The sequence below is a fragment of the Colwellia sp. F1 genome (assembly GCF_056238625.1).
In genome coordinates this window covers 106,068-119,603 of record NZ_JBWDLI010000001.1, presented here as the reverse complement: position 1 = coordinate 119,603, position 13,536 = coordinate 106,068, and the positions used below count along the sequence as shown (strand labels likewise).

Below are 13,536 nucleotides of genomic sequence, written 5' to 3'. Positions count from 1 at the left end.
TAATGAAACGTGTTATCACTGCTTTTTTTATCTTAACGTTAACTGCATGTAGCAGCACCGCTTCGACAAAATTTGATTATAATGAAGCAACTAACTTTTCAGTATTTAAAAGCTTTCAATTCGTTGAAACAAATCAAACCACGGCTGATGCGAACCCGGTAATGACAAACCACATTAAAAGTGCAATTGAAAGTAGTTTAACTCGTCAGCTTTTTACCCATAAAACAAGCGCCGCTGATTTACAGATCAGCTTTTATTTTACGCAAGAGAAACAAGCCAGCAATTCAACATTAAGTATTGGGCTAAGCAGCGCCAACATGGGACGTGGCTTTGGTGCTGGCGTTGGTGTTAGTACCAATATCCCTATTGAGGGCGTAGCAACCGTCACGACAAAGATCACTATTGATATCAGCCATAATACAACTGCTATTTGGCATGGTTCCAATACCTTTGAGAGCAAAGAAAATATACCTTTCCAAGACAAAGCGCTTGCCATTGATAAAACAGTTGAGCAATTATTGGCAAACTTTCCGCCTGTCACTAACCGTTAATTGGCCGCGCTACGGCTTGATAAAGGGATATTTCTTGTTATGATGAGCCTAATATTCGATTACCGTCATAATACCTTTATTATTACTTTCAGGTTTACTTCTGCCAGCGCTACTGGCTGTTCATGCTAACCTTTTAACGCGCTAACCATTTTGCACAAACCAATGTTGTATTACCCAGTTTAACTTCACCGATAAACTCGCTGCCAGCCACAACTTCCCCTACGCCTTTTGGCGTACCAGTCATGACAATATCTCCATCTTCAAGTGTCATGAAAGTGCTAAGTTGCGCTAGAATTAAGTCTGGCTTGTACATCATAAGTTCAACACCACCAGCCTGTGTGAGCTTGTTATCAATTGTTAGTGCTAAAGAAAGGTTTGTATCTATAGTGTCAATGGCGACAAAATCACTAAAAATAGCAGCACCATCAAAAGCTTTTGCCCGTTCCCAAGGTAAGCCTTTAGCTTTTAATTGCGACTGTAAACCACGTTTCGTTAAATCTAACCCCACAGCAACAGCAGTAAACTTACCTTGTTGTTGGTTTTGCTCTTTTTGGTATAAAAAACATAATTCGGCTTCATAATGTAAGGTTTCTTGGTGGAAAGCCTTTAACTCAGATGAAATAGCGGAATTTGGTTTTAAAAAAACCACCATTTCATCGGGAATCTCATTACCCAATTCTGCAATGTGGTCAACATAATTACGGCCAATACAAATAATTTTTGAAGGCGCTATTTGGGTTTTATTAAAATTGATTACTTTCATTTAAATCCTATTGGCGGCATGGGTTGATAGTGTGAGCAATTAAGCAACATTTAAAACATCTTTAATAAAAGGAATAGTAATTTTGCGTTGCTCTCTTATTGAGGCCTTATCAAGTACGTCAAGTGAATCTATTAAGTTGGTCATAGCACGGGATAAACGGTTAACTAAAAAGTTAGCTGAATCATCACTCAGTATTAAGCCACGCTTTAATGCTCTGAACTGTAAAACGGCTATTTTTTCAATATCACTTAAAGGTTTTAGCTGTTCTGTTAACCCCCAACTCAACCGAGAAACCAAGTCAGGTAAGGTTAAACCTAGCTGCACAACACTTTGGTCGCCACTAATTAATACGCTATTATTTTGCTCTAACACTCTATTATACAGATCAAAAATGGCTTGCTGCCATAATTGATTACCGGCAATTAATTGAATATCATCTAAACAAATAAAGTCTATTGTCTCTAACCCTTCTAGTACTGCTACCGGCAATTGCAATAATTCAGCACAAGATAAACAGACCGAGGTTTTACCTAATTGCGACGCGTAAGCACTAGCGGCATGTAATAAGTGTGATTTTCCTACCCCTGTTAAACCAAATAAATAAAAACTATTGGGTTGTTTGGTGTCAGGTTGTTGCATGTTTTCAACAAATAGTGATAACTGACTTACCACTGATTTATTTGATTCACTTAAGTAACTATCAAAGACTTCATCGTCGGGTAACTGTACCGACAAAGCAAGTTGTGCTGTATGCTTCATTACTTGCCCCAATTGAAAACAGGTGTCACGGGCTCATTGCTGTCGATAAGCATGAAGTCATTGGCTTGAGCTAATGGATCTATGACTTGAGTGAGTTGGTTATTCAGTTTTAATGAGGCAAGTAACGCTTCTTTAGAGCCTAACAGTTGCAGATTAAAGCGCCGTACACTCCCTTTAGCGCTGATTAACGCGACTGATTTTACTGAGGATAAATTAGTTAAAAAAGTAAAAACCTCTACATAAGTGGCTAAGCTATCAACATTTGCAACATCAATACTAAAATCATGCTGCTTATTCGTTGACAAGGCATAACGTTGGTAAATTAATTCGGTTATATCAGACAAACCTTGTTGTAAAAGTACCTGGGGATCATCCCCTTGATATTGCTGACTGAATTGTTGTTGTCCAGCCACTAAGCTCCAATCAAGTAAACTCCAGTCAAGAACATAGTTATGCGTTATTATAGTTGACTCGTCACACAATAAGCCGCAGCTACCAGTAGCAGACGCATTGTTATTCTCAACAACTAAACTCGAGTTAGACATTCTCATTACCGCGATCGCTTCTGCAAAATAACGACTAGAAGCTTCTTTTATTGGTTGTTGAAATCGGCCCCATATATCACTAACGTTTATCTCATTAGTATCTGTCAAGTCCATTAAGGGTAGCATCATAGGTAACCCCCGTTGGGTTGAAAAGTCACTTATCGTTGTGGCTAAGGCAGATGAAGACGAGTTAGATACTACCGTCCGATTTAATCCTTGCTCTTCAATTAACCAAACCAAAACATTTGGGCGCAAGCTTCCCCATAAAGGCAAATTGGCTTGTTGAAATAATTGATTAACTTTTTGCTCATTAAAACTGGCACGTATAAATAGTTGTTTTTTACTGCTCTGCTTATCAGTAATAGTAAGAGTCTTTTGCTGGTATCGATACTGGTTTAAATATAAATCATAATTATTTAACGACTTTTTAATTATTTCATTGTCTAAAACGCTTTTTTCCCCGCCAACTTTCAACATAACCGCAGCCAATGCTTCTTTTAAGGCAACGGCTCTATCACGACTGTTTTGGGAATTAATAGCAATGCTGGCTTGATATAGATCTTTTACTTCAACAGCTTCAAGCACTGCAGAAAATAAAAGATGAAGCATAACAAACAGTAAAAAGGTACTTTTTTTAAACATAAGAGAAAATGTAAGCGATTTTATAAGCGAGATTCTATCATAATCAAAGTAATTTTTACTGCCAAATAAAAATTTTTATTAATTTAAAATAAAGATTTTGAGTATATGGGTTTGCACTGGTAGAATGTGCATCTTTTTAAACCTTAACTAAGCTAATATTAAGCTTATTAAGGTATTACATTATCGCTAATTTTTGAGGTTTCCCGTGAGCGAACAAAAACAGTCTTTAAGTTATAAAGATGCTGGTGTTGATATAGATGCTGGTAATGCCCTTGTTGAAAATATTAAAGGTGCAGTAAAACGTACTAATCGCCCTGAAGTTATGGGTGGTTTAGGTGGTTTTGGTAGCGTTTGTCAATTACCTACGGGCTATAAAGAGCCGGTATTAGTTGCTGGTACAGATGGCGTGGGAACCAAATTACGTTTAGCGATTGACCTAGCAAAGCATGACACTGTGGGTATTGACCTTGTTGCTATGTGCGTTAATGACCTAATAGTACAAGGTGCAGAGCCTCTGTTTTTCCTTGATTATTATGCAACAGCAAAGCTTGATGTTAACGTAGCTTCCGCTGTGGTTGAAGGCATTGCTGAAGGCTGTATTCAAGCAGGCTGTGCTTTAGTTGGTGGTGAAACTGCTGAAATGCCTGGCATGTACCACAAAGGTGATTACGATATTGCAGGTTTTTGTGTTGGTGTAGCTGAAAAATCACGCTTAATTGACGGCACTAAAGTTGCTGCTGGCGACCAATTAATTGCGCTAGGCGCTTCAGGCCCGCATTCAAATGGTTTTTCATTAATTCGTAAAGTATTAGAAGTTAACAATACCAATACGAGCGAATTACTCAATGGCAAAGCCATTAGCGAGCATTTACTTGAACCAACTAAAATTTATGTTAAGTCTGTTTTAGCACTACTTAAGAAAGTTGATGTTCATGCTCTTTCGCACATTACTGGTGGCGGCTTTTGGGAGAATATTCCTCGCGTTTTACCTGAAACAGCCCAAGCGGTTATTGATGGTACTAGCTGGCAGTGGCCTGAAATATTCAACTGGTTAAAAGATAACGGTAATATTACTGAACATGAAATGTACCGCACTTTTAACTGTGGCGTTGGTATGATTATTGTTGTACCACAAGATAAAGTTGAGCAAAGTATTGACATATTAACTGCCCATGGTGAAAAAGCTTGGCATATTGGTTCAATTGCCGATAAAGCTGATAATGCAGAACAGGTTGTTTTCTCATAAGTTAGGTATAAATTTACTCGTTAACTTTTTAAGGAAAACACATGTCTACTAGCCGAATAGTGGTACTAATCTCAGGTAGCGGCACTAATTTACAAGCGATTATCGACGCTTGTAAATTAGACAATTATCCTGGCGCTGTTGTGGGTGTTATCTCAAACAAAGTGAATGCTTACGGTTTAACCCGCGCTAAAGATGCAGGTATTGATACCGTTGTTCTATCACACCAAGACTTTACCAGTCGTGAAGATTACGACCAAGCACTGATTGCCAAAATTGATCAATTCACGCCTGACGTTATCGTTCTCGCAGGGTTTATGCGTATATTAACCCCAGCTTTTGTGCAGCATTACCAAGGGAAGTTATTAAATATTCATCCTTCTTTACTGCCAAAATACCAAGGGCTTAATACCCACCAACGTGCTATTGATGCGGGTGATGCGGAGCATGGCGTTAGCGTGCACTTTGTCACCGAGGAATTAGACGGCGGCCCTGTGATATTACAAGCTAAAGTACCGATATTTGACGGTGATACCAGTGACGATTTGGCCGCACGCGTCCATGAACAAGAACATAGAATTTACCCACTTGTGGTTAAATGGTTTTGTGAAAAACGCTTAAGCATGGTAACTAAAGATAATAGTGAACTCGCCATTTTAGATAATATCCCTCTTTCAATTTCGGGTTATGCGAACGATGAATAAGCTGCTAGTATAAAGGTAATTAATTTTTGCCTTTATACTTTCAGGATACATTGTGACAATAAAATCCCCCCTACTTTTTGTACCTGCGCTTTTACTTTCCCTCTTAACATCAACGTGTTTAGCTAACACAGCTGAGATGAAGACAACGGAGAGTGATTATGAAGTACAAACTAAAAAAGTTATCCCCGAGTTTTCAGCCCACTATACTGTGTTGCATAAGTCAGATCCTGTCGGCACAGCGGTTCGACAGTTAAGCTATTTAGATAACGGTAGTATTGATTATCATTATAAAACCAAAGTGAAATGGCTTATTTTCTCACAAACTCGCAGTGAGACTTCCATCTTAACAATAGCAAACAACTTGGTTACGCCCCTTGAGTACAAACACAGTAGAGAAGGCACAGGCAAAGACAAATATTACCAATGGCGTTTTAGCGCATCGCAGAATAAAGCTGATGATATACAGAGAAAAAGGCAACATACCGTAGACTTTTCGAATAACCTTCAAGATAAACTCAGTTATCATTTACAGCACCGGTTAAACTTAATGCAAGATGCAAGTGAGCAAAGCTACACCTATTCCGTCATAAATACATCGGGGGTTGTTAATGAATATACCTATTTGTATGATGGTGAAGAAGAATTAATTCTTCCTTATGGTTTAATTAATACTGTGCGTTTTAAACGTGAAGTCAAAGAAAAAGAACGGGTAACTTATGCTTGGTTCGCCCCCGAGCTTGATTACTTACTAGTGAAACTTTACCAAACAAAAGCAGGTAATGAACAATTTGAAGCACAATTATCAAGCTACACTTTAAAAGATAAACAGTCAATAAGCGTTAAGTAATCAAGCAGCAGTTTACTACTTTGCTTTACGGGTTTTTGTGCCAATTCTCTCGGAATTGGTATTAAAGAAAAAAGCCCCCCACCTACTAAGTTATTAAAATTCAAGCCTATGATATTAAGCGTTCGTTATTTGAGAAAAATAGAAATTTATGTTTCAATAAATACAGAAAAATATAATGACGAACGATTTGCGAAATTTTGGAGCACTTAACTGCTCATGTTCGGGCTCAGGCACCATTGTAGAGTTATGGTTGATTTTTTAGTTAAATAACCATACTTAAATAGCATTAATATTCTGCCTTTTAGTTAAGTTATTTAGTTATTATTGCGGATTGATATTACCACAAGAAATGGATTCACCTAACCGAAATAAGTGCCAATCTCCTGCATTCATTTTATGCCATGTTTCATCATCAGTCAGTGGTTTAGTCGCAATAACGGTTACTATGTCTTTATCAGTTGTTTCTTGCTGAAAATCAACGGTCATTTCGGCGTCAATTAAACTTGCCTTACCGAAAGGCGCACGACGCGTAATCCAATGTAGATTATTAGCGCAATAAGCAAACAAACACTCACCGTCACTAATAATAATATTGGCGACACCTAGGCTGTCAATCTTACTAGTTAGGGTCGCTATAAAAGCAAATAAGATTTCTGAAGATGGCGCTTGTGCACCAAACTTATGATGCAGTTGGTCGAGTATCCAGCAAAACGCATGTTCACTGTCTGTGGTACCAATAGGTAAATGATATTTCACTGGCAAAGTTTGTTTAAAACCTTTTAATTGGCCATTATGCGCATAAGTCCAGTTTTTACCCCACATTGGCCGAATAAATGGGTGGGTATTTTCTAAACAAACACCGCCAGAATTGGCTTGTCGAATATGACAAACGACGGATTCACTTTTTATTGGGTATTGTGTGACCAAATCAGCAATAGGTGAATGAGCACTTGGCTTTGGATCTTTAAAACTACGACAGCCTTTACCTTCATAAAAAGTTATTCCCCAACCGTCTTTATGTGGGCCAGTATTTCCCCCTCGTTGCATCAAGCCACTAAAACTAAAACATATATCTGTTGGGACATTAGCTGACATTGCTAAAAGTTCACACATAACTTAACCTTAAATAAAATACAAAATGACTAAAATTTCAATTAACACTAAAGCCAAACAAATACTTGGTTATCTTGCTAATATAATCTATAACTAGATTATATCATTGTAACGTAATTTTAAATTCAATTACTTTATTAGCACTACTTTTTTTACTTTATAACAAGGACATACTGTGGATACATTCCTCTGGTTAATTACAGCTTTTTCACTTACCTGGTTTATGACCTACTCTAGGGCCTCCTTATCAGCTTTTACTTTTGCATTCCTTGCATTAATGATTGTTGGTACATTCTTTAATATTATTGGCTTTGTATCTTGGTTACTTTTTGCAGTGATCGCCTTACCACTTAATATTGATAGCATTCGCCTTCAGTTTATTAGCATGCCGCTATTAAGCTTATTCAAAAAAATAATGCCTGAAATGTCAGAAACAGAGCAACAAGCAATAGATGCCGGCACCACTTGGTTTGAGGCTGAGCTTTTTCGCGGTAATCCAAATTGGACAAAACTTCATAATTACCCTCAACCACGTCTTAGTGCTGAAGAAAAAAGCTTTTTAGAAGGTCCTGTAGAAGAATTATGTGCAATGGTTGATGATTGGCACATAACACACGAAATCGCAGACTTGCCCCCTGAAATTTGGCAGTTTTTAAAAGAGAATAAATTCTTCGCCATGATCATTAAAAAACAATACGGTGGTCTAGAGTTTTCTGCTTTTGCCCAGTCACGAGTTTTACAAAAGTTAACTGGGGTAAGCTCTGTGCTTGCTAGTACCGTTGGTGTACCTAATTCATTAGGCCCTGGCGAGTTACTACAAGAATATGGCACGAAAGAACAGCAAGACTACTACTTGCCACGCCTGGTTTCGGGCGAAGAAATACCTTGCTTTGCTTTAACAAGCCCTGAGGCTGGCTCAGATGCGGGCGCCATTCCTGATACAGGAGTAGTTTGCCGAGGAATGTTTGAAGGTACAGAGGTGTTGGGAATCAACCTTAACTGGGACAAACGATATATTACACTAGCACCTATTGCCACCGTACTGGGGTTAGCATTTAAATTAGAAGACCCTGACGGACTACTTGGTGATAACAAAGACTTAGGCATCACTTGTGCCTTAATTCCTACTAACATGAAAGGCATTACCATCGGACGTCGGCATTTTCCGCTGAATGTGCCTTTTCAAAATGGCCCAACTCAGGGGAAAGATGTGTTTGTCCCCCTCGATTACATTATTGGCGGTAGTGACATGGCTGGTCAAGGATGGCGAATGCTAGTTGAATGTTTATCAGTGGGGCGTGCCATTACCTTACCCTCAAATAGTACAGGCGGTATCAAAGCCATTGCTTTAGCAACCGGTGCATATAGCCGAATTCGCCGCCAATTTAAGTTACCTATTGGAAAAATGGAAGGTATTGAAGAGCCATTGGCACGCATTGGTGGTAATGCCTATTTGATGGACGCTGTTACCACCCTCTCAACCGGTGCTATTGATCTTGGGGAAAAGCCTTCAGTTATTTCCGCTATCGCAAAGTATCACTTAACAGAAAAAATGCGATCATCCATTATTGACGCGATGGATATTCATGGTGGCAAAGGGATATGTATGGGTCCAAGCAATTACCTTGCACGTGGTTATCAAGGCGCTCCGATTGCCATCACCGTTGAAGGGGCCAATATACTAACCCGCAGTTTAATCATTTATGGGCAAGGCGCAATTCGTTGTCATCCTTATGTATTAGCTGAATTACAAGCAGCGAACGAAAGCGACCCAGAGCAAGCATTAGATGATTTTGATCACGCATTGTTTGGCCATGTAGGCTTTGCTATTAGTAATATTAGCCGTAGTCTATGGTGTTCATTAACCGGTTCTCATTTTGAGCCTGCTCCTTACCATGATCAAACTAAGCGGTATTATCAATTACTTAATCGCTTTAGTGCCAACTTAGCCATGTTAAGTGATATGGCAATGCTATCACTTGGTGCTGATTTAAAACGAAAAGAACGTATATCAGCCCGCTTAGGAGATGTGTTAAGCCACCTGTACCTTGCAAGCGCCTGCTTAAAACGCTTTAATGATGAAGGCAGAAACCTTGATGACTTACCCTTATTACAATGGGCAGTTGAAGACTCTTTATTCAATATCCAAGAAGCGATTGATGCTTTATTGAGTAATTTCCCTAACCGTTGGCTTGCTGGTGCTTTAAGGCTAATAATATTTCCGTTTGGTACTTGGTTGACTAAACCTTCAGACAACTTAGATCACACCGTTGCCAATATATTACAAACACCTAGCGCAACAAGAAACAAATTAGGCAAATGGCAATATTTAGCACGTGATGGTAAAAATGTTTTTGGTTTATTAGAGCAAACATTAGAAGATATTATTGCCTGTGAGCCAATCTTCGCAAAAGTGTGCACTGCCCTTGGCAAAAAACTACCGTTTTATAACTTAGACAAGGCCGCTGAATTAGGTTTAGAAGCGAATGCTATTACCGACACAGAAGCACAATTATTAATCAAAGCAGAGCAAGGCAGAAAGCTTATTATTAATGTGGATGATTTTGACAGTAGTAAGCTCTCAGCCACCTCTTCACTTTAGTGGCCTAAACTGCCAGTTATACCGTAATTAATGACTAAAATAAGGTTATAATAAAACATAATTGTAACCTTATTTAAAACAATGTTAATATCAAGTAAAATGTTAATATTGTTTTAAATTAGTTGATTAATACATGCCAACAACTCAAACGTTTACAACACCTCCACCGACCATACTTCAACCTACTACAACCAAAGAAAAAGCAGTACAGCGTCGTACAAAGGGCGAACGCACCCGCCATAAAATATTATTAGCCACACTCGATATCCTCGCTGTTAATGGCATAAAAGGCACCACGCATAGAGCTATTGCCAACTACGCTAATATACAACTTTCTTTAACCACGTATTATTTCAAAGATATCACTGAGCTAGTACAAGCCGCATTCCAGTTAAATTCTGATTACCTTAGGGCAAAAAGCGATGCTATAGTAGAAAGTGCTTTTAATTTGTTAGCCAATACAGAAAAAGCGAGTTTAAGAAAGGTTTCTGTCAAAAGAGAGCTTTGCCAAGCGCTATCACGAATGACGGCCGATTATTTATTCACCAGCATCGAAAAGGAGCCTGTCAATATTGCGGTTGAGCAGTTAATGAGTACTGCTGCAAAATTTAGTCCTGAATTAAAAAAAATAGCGTTAGCCCATGAAAAATCAAAAATAGAGCCTTTAACTAAACTGGCAAGTTTGTTTAATAAGAAAGATCCAGAAGTCGACGCACAAATGATGCGTACTATCTTTTTACAATTACAACACGAACAACTATCTTTAACAGAGGAAGAACGCTCTATTGAAGCAATAGAAAAAGTAACAAGGAAGCTATTAGGTTGGGTTATGGGGCTGAGGAATTAAGAGTTTACAACAGGTTAGCTAATAAGTTTCTAGACTAACCCCCTGATACACACGGTTATATACAGCTAAACTGTTAAGCTTAAACTGAAAAATGATAAGCCTCTACCCTAATCGAAGGGGGTAGAGGCTATCATATCAACTGTATGTTACGGCCAAGCGGTAATGCTATCGCAACTTAGTCGCTATTACCGGCTTCAACACGGCTTTTTAATTTTTGTCCCGGCCGAAAAGTAACAACTTTACGGGCTGAAATTGGGATATCTTCACCTGTTTTTGGGTTCCTACCAGGACGTTCGCTTTTGTGACGCAAGTCGAAATTGCCAAAACCAGAAAGTTTAACTTGTTCGCCACTTTCTAAGGTTTCTCGAATATCTTCAAAAAACATTTCAACCATTTCTTTTGCGTCACGCTTGCTAAGCCCAACTTTTTCAAATAAATGTTCTGCTACTTCTGCTTTAGTAAGCGCCATTGCTTAGTCCCTCAGTGATGCTTTCAACTCGGTTTGTAAAGAATCAACGACTCGGTCAATGACATCTGTGATGTCTTTGTCTTCAAGCGTTTTGTTTCTATCTTGTAATACTAGGGCAATCGCCAGACTCTTAAAACCGTCTTCAATACCTTGCCCTTGGTATACATCAAACAAGTTTAGATCAATTAATAGACTTCCGCCAACCTTTTCAATAAGTTGTAACACTTTTTTTGCGTCTACATCATCTTTTACTATCACTGCCAAGTCACGTCTATTTGCAGGAAAGCGAGAGAGTTCGCTAGCTTGAGGTATTTTTTGCTCTAATATTTCTGCTAATAATAGTTCAAAAACCAAGGTACGACCATTTAGGCCTAGCGTTCTGCTTATTTCAGGGTGTAAAGCGCCTACATAACCGATTGGTTGGCCATTTTTAGTAATTTGTGCTGTTTGCCCTGGGTGTAAGGCACTAATGTCTGCTTTAGAAAACTCAAATGTTGCACTGTCACAAGTTAATGAAAGTAGCGCTTCAACATCATTTTTAATGTCATAAAAGTCTGTTGCCGCTTTTTCTATGTCCCAATGCTCATCTACGCGATTTCCGCTGATAACACCGGCGATCATATTTTCTTGACGTACACCATTTTCCGCACTTTCATCAGGCACAAAGCGTAATCCCGTTTCAAACAAACGTACTCTATTTTGTTGTCGGTTTTGGTTATAAGCAACAGACTGTAATAAGCCTGTTAATAAACTTAAGCGCATTACAGACATTTCAGATGAAATAGGATGCGGTAATGTCATCACGTCTTGGTCAGGATGAATTAACGATTGTACTTTGGGGTCAACAAAGCTGTAAGTAATGGCTTCTTGATAATCTCGGTTTACCAAAGTATTTTTTAATTTAGCTAAATCAATCGTTGCTTCTTTTTTATTGACCATTTTTAAGCTAGCTTTGGGCGCAATGTTAGGAATATTGTTATAGCCATAAATACGAGCAACTTCTTCAATTAAATCGACTTCAATTTTAATATCAAAGCGATAAGCGGGTACTGTAACCTGCCATGTTTTATCACTTGCTGCAGAGCTTTCACTGACAGTAAAACCTAGGCGGGTTAAAATTTCAGAGACTTTAGTATCGTCGATATGATGGCCGATACGACTGTCTAACTGTTGACGTCGTAAACATATATTTTTTACTTGCGGAATATCCTCTGCTGATTTGGCTTCTACAATTGGGCCTGCCTCACCACCTACAATCTCTAACAATAATTGTGTGGCGCGCTCCATAGCGTCATGTTGCAAACTTGGGTCTATACCACGTTCATAGCGATGTGATGCATCTGTGTGTAAACCATATTGGCGAGCTTTCCCTAATATAGCCAATGGTGCAAAAAAAGCACTTTCTAAGAAAATATCTATCGACTCAGTGGTAACACCCGAGTGTAAACCGCCAAAAATTCCCGCAATAGCCAGTGCTTTACCTTGACCATCAGTACCAGTGTCCGCAATGACTAAGGTTTTTTCGTTCAAGGTTACTTCGTTTTCATCTAATAAAGTTAACTTTTCATTGTTATTAGCATAACGTACTTTGATTCCACCTTCTATTTTTGCTAAATCAAAGGCATGCATCGGATGACCAAGCTCTAATAAAACATAATTGGTGATATCAACTACCGGATCAATTGACCGCGTGCCACAGCGACGCAACTTTTCTACCATCCACAGTGGTGTTTGTGCTTTAGGATTAATGCCTTTTATAACACGCCCTAGATAGCGTGGACAAGCGCTCCCTTCTTCTATAGTAATATCACGAACATCGTCAATTGTCGGGGTTACAGCACTAATGTTTATTTCATTGACAGTTTGAGCATTAAGCACACCAACTTCACGCGCTAAGCCTTTTATCCCAAGGCAGTCGCCACGATTAGCGGTTAGGTCAACATCAATTGTAATATCGTCTAAGTCTAAATATTCACGTAAACAAGTACCAACGGGGGCATCTTGTGGTAATTCCATAATGCCGTCAGCGCTATCACTTAAGCCAATTTCCGATTCACTACACAACATACCAAAAGAAGGCACACCACGTAGTTTTGCTTTTTTGATTTTAAAGTCACCCGGTAAAACTGCACCAACAGTTGCCACAGCAACTTTAAGCCCGGTGCGACAATTTTTTGCACCACAAACAATGCTGACCAATTCGCCTTGCGCTACCGTAGCTGAGTGATAGTTACCAAGGTTTATTTTTGTTACTTGTAGTTTATCAGCATCGGGGTGTGGCCCGCATTCAACAACTTCACCGATAATAACATGGCTAAACTCACCTGCGACTGGCTCTGTGCCATCAACTTCAAGGCCAGCCATCGTAATTTGATGGGTTAATTCATCAGATGAAAGTGCAGGGTTTACCCACTCACGTAACCAAGATTCACTAAATTTCATTTGGGTTTT

The 13,536-nt window shown here is 38.9% G+C and carries 12 protein-coding genes; 6 read left to right on the top strand and 6 right to left on the bottom strand.

What is annotated here, in order from left to right:
- Nucleotides 1-2: 2 nt before the first annotated feature.
- Nucleotides 3-551: a DUF4136 domain-containing protein gene (locus tag AC0UA9_RS00595; RefSeq protein ID WP_475655762.1), complete on the top strand. Its 549-nt coding sequence runs from the start codon at nucleotides 3-5 to the stop codon at nucleotides 549-551.
- Nucleotides 552-684: 133 nt separating this feature from the next.
- Here the strand turns inward: AC0UA9_RS00595 and AC0UA9_RS00590 are convergent, their stop codons facing one another.
- The 3 genes from AC0UA9_RS00590 to AC0UA9_RS00580 are packed head-to-tail and all read right to left on the bottom strand — an operon-like array spanning nucleotide 685 to nucleotide 3,227.
- The gene (locus AC0UA9_RS00590) at nucleotides 685-1,314 is read right to left on the bottom strand and encodes a fumarylacetoacetate hydrolase family protein (protein ID WP_475655761.1); all 630 of its coding nucleotides are present in this window, start codon (nucleotides 1,312-1,314) and stop codon (nucleotides 685-687) included.
- 39 nt (nucleotides 1,315-1,353) lie between these two features.
- Complete coding sequence (gene hda, locus AC0UA9_RS00585) at nucleotides 1,354-2,073, bottom strand: DnaA regulatory inactivator Hda (protein WP_475655760.1); 720 nt, start codon at nucleotides 2,071-2,073, stop codon at nucleotides 1,354-1,356.
- Nucleotides 2,073-3,227 carry a DUF2066 domain-containing protein gene (locus tag AC0UA9_RS00580; RefSeq protein ID WP_475655759.1) on the bottom strand — a complete coding sequence of 385 codons (1,155 nt, stop codon included), beginning with the start codon at nucleotides 3,225-3,227 and terminating at the stop codon, nucleotides 2,073-2,075. The genes hda and AC0UA9_RS00580 overlap by 1 nt, the downstream gene beginning before the upstream one ends.
- A 238-nt stretch (nucleotides 3,228-3,465) precedes the next feature.
- Between AC0UA9_RS00580 and purM the strand changes: the two genes are divergently transcribed.
- Genes purM through AC0UA9_RS00565 form a run of 3 tightly spaced genes read left to right on the top strand, consistent with a single transcriptional unit; the run spans nucleotide 3,466 to nucleotide 6,054 of the window.
- Entirely contained in the window at nucleotides 3,466-4,506 is a 1,041-nt protein-coding gene (gene purM / locus AC0UA9_RS00575; RefSeq protein WP_475655758.1) for a phosphoribosylformylglycinamidine cyclo-ligase, read from the top strand.
- Between the two features lie 41 nt (nucleotides 4,507-4,547).
- Entirely contained in the window at nucleotides 4,548-5,207 is a 660-nt protein-coding gene (gene purN / locus AC0UA9_RS00570; RefSeq protein WP_475655757.1) for a phosphoribosylglycinamide formyltransferase, read from the top strand.
- Nucleotides 5,208-5,259: 52 nt separating this feature from the next.
- Nucleotides 5,260-6,054 carry a DUF3108 domain-containing protein gene (locus AC0UA9_RS00565; RefSeq protein WP_475655756.1) on the top strand — a complete coding sequence of 265 codons (795 nt, stop codon included), beginning with the start codon at nucleotides 5,260-5,262 and terminating at the stop codon, nucleotides 6,052-6,054.
- A gap of 321 nt (nucleotides 6,055-6,375) precedes the next feature.
- Here AC0UA9_RS00565 and AC0UA9_RS00560 read toward each other — a convergent pair whose 3' ends face one another.
- Complete coding sequence (locus tag AC0UA9_RS00560) at nucleotides 6,376-7,167, bottom strand: class II glutamine amidotransferase (protein ID WP_475655755.1); 792 nt, start codon at nucleotides 7,165-7,167, stop codon at nucleotides 6,376-6,378.
- A gap of 175 nt (nucleotides 7,168-7,342) precedes the next feature.
- Between AC0UA9_RS00560 and fadE the strand changes: the two genes are divergently transcribed.
- Together fadE and AC0UA9_RS00550 are read left to right on the top strand one after the other, a co-directional pair.
- Nucleotides 7,343-9,769, top strand: a complete 2,427-nt coding sequence (fadE, locus tag AC0UA9_RS00555; protein WP_475655754.1) for an acyl-CoA dehydrogenase FadE — start codon at nucleotides 7,343-7,345, stop codon at nucleotides 9,767-9,769.
- Between the two features lie 133 nt (nucleotides 9,770-9,902).
- Entirely contained in the window at nucleotides 9,903-10,616 is a 714-nt protein-coding gene (locus AC0UA9_RS00550; RefSeq protein ID WP_475655753.1) for a TetR/AcrR family transcriptional regulator, read from the top strand.
- A gap of 175 nt (nucleotides 10,617-10,791) precedes the next feature.
- Here AC0UA9_RS00550 and AC0UA9_RS00545 read toward each other — a convergent pair whose 3' ends face one another.
- Together AC0UA9_RS00545 and pheT are read right to left on the bottom strand one after the other, a co-directional pair.
- On the bottom strand, nucleotides 10,792-11,085 hold the full coding sequence (locus AC0UA9_RS00545) for an integration host factor subunit alpha (RefSeq protein WP_475655752.1): 294 nt from the start codon (nucleotides 11,083-11,085) through the stop codon (nucleotides 10,792-10,794).
- 3 nt (nucleotides 11,086-11,088) lie between these two features.
- Entirely contained in the window at nucleotides 11,089-13,527 is a 2,439-nt protein-coding gene (gene pheT, locus AC0UA9_RS00540) for a phenylalanine--tRNA ligase subunit beta (protein ID WP_475655751.1), read from the bottom strand.
- Nucleotides 13,528-13,536 lie beyond the last annotated feature (9 nt).

Coding starts and splice junctions, on each gene's coding strand:
- AC0UA9_RS00595 (WP_475655762.1), top strand. CDS start 3: ATGAAACGTGTTATCACTGCTTTTTTTATCTTAACGTTAACTGCATGT.
- AC0UA9_RS00590 (WP_475655761.1), bottom strand. CDS start 1,314: ATGAAAGTAATCAATTTTAATAAAACCCAAATAGCGCCTTCAAAAATT.
- hda (WP_475655760.1), bottom strand. CDS start 2,073: ATGAAGCATACAGCACAACTTGCTTTGTCGGTACAGTTACCCGACGAT.
- AC0UA9_RS00580 (WP_475655759.1), bottom strand. CDS start 3,227: ATGCTTCATCTTTTATTTTCTGCAGTGCTTGAAGCTGTTGAAGTAAAA.
- purN (WP_475655757.1), top strand. CDS start 4,548: ATGTCTACTAGCCGAATAGTGGTACTAATCTCAGGTAGCGGCACTAAT.
- AC0UA9_RS00560 (WP_475655755.1), bottom strand. CDS start 7,167: ATGTGTGAACTTTTAGCAATGTCAGCTAATGTCCCAACAGATATATGT.
- AC0UA9_RS00550 (WP_475655753.1), top strand. CDS start 9,903: ATGCCAACAACTCAAACGTTTACAACACCTCCACCGACCATACTTCAA.
- AC0UA9_RS00545 (WP_475655752.1), bottom strand. CDS start 11,085: ATGGCGCTTACTAAAGCAGAAGTAGCAGAACATTTATTTGAAAAAGTT.
- pheT (WP_475655751.1), bottom strand. CDS start 13,527: ATGAAATTTAGTGAATCTTGGTTACGTGAGTGGGTAAACCCTGCACTT.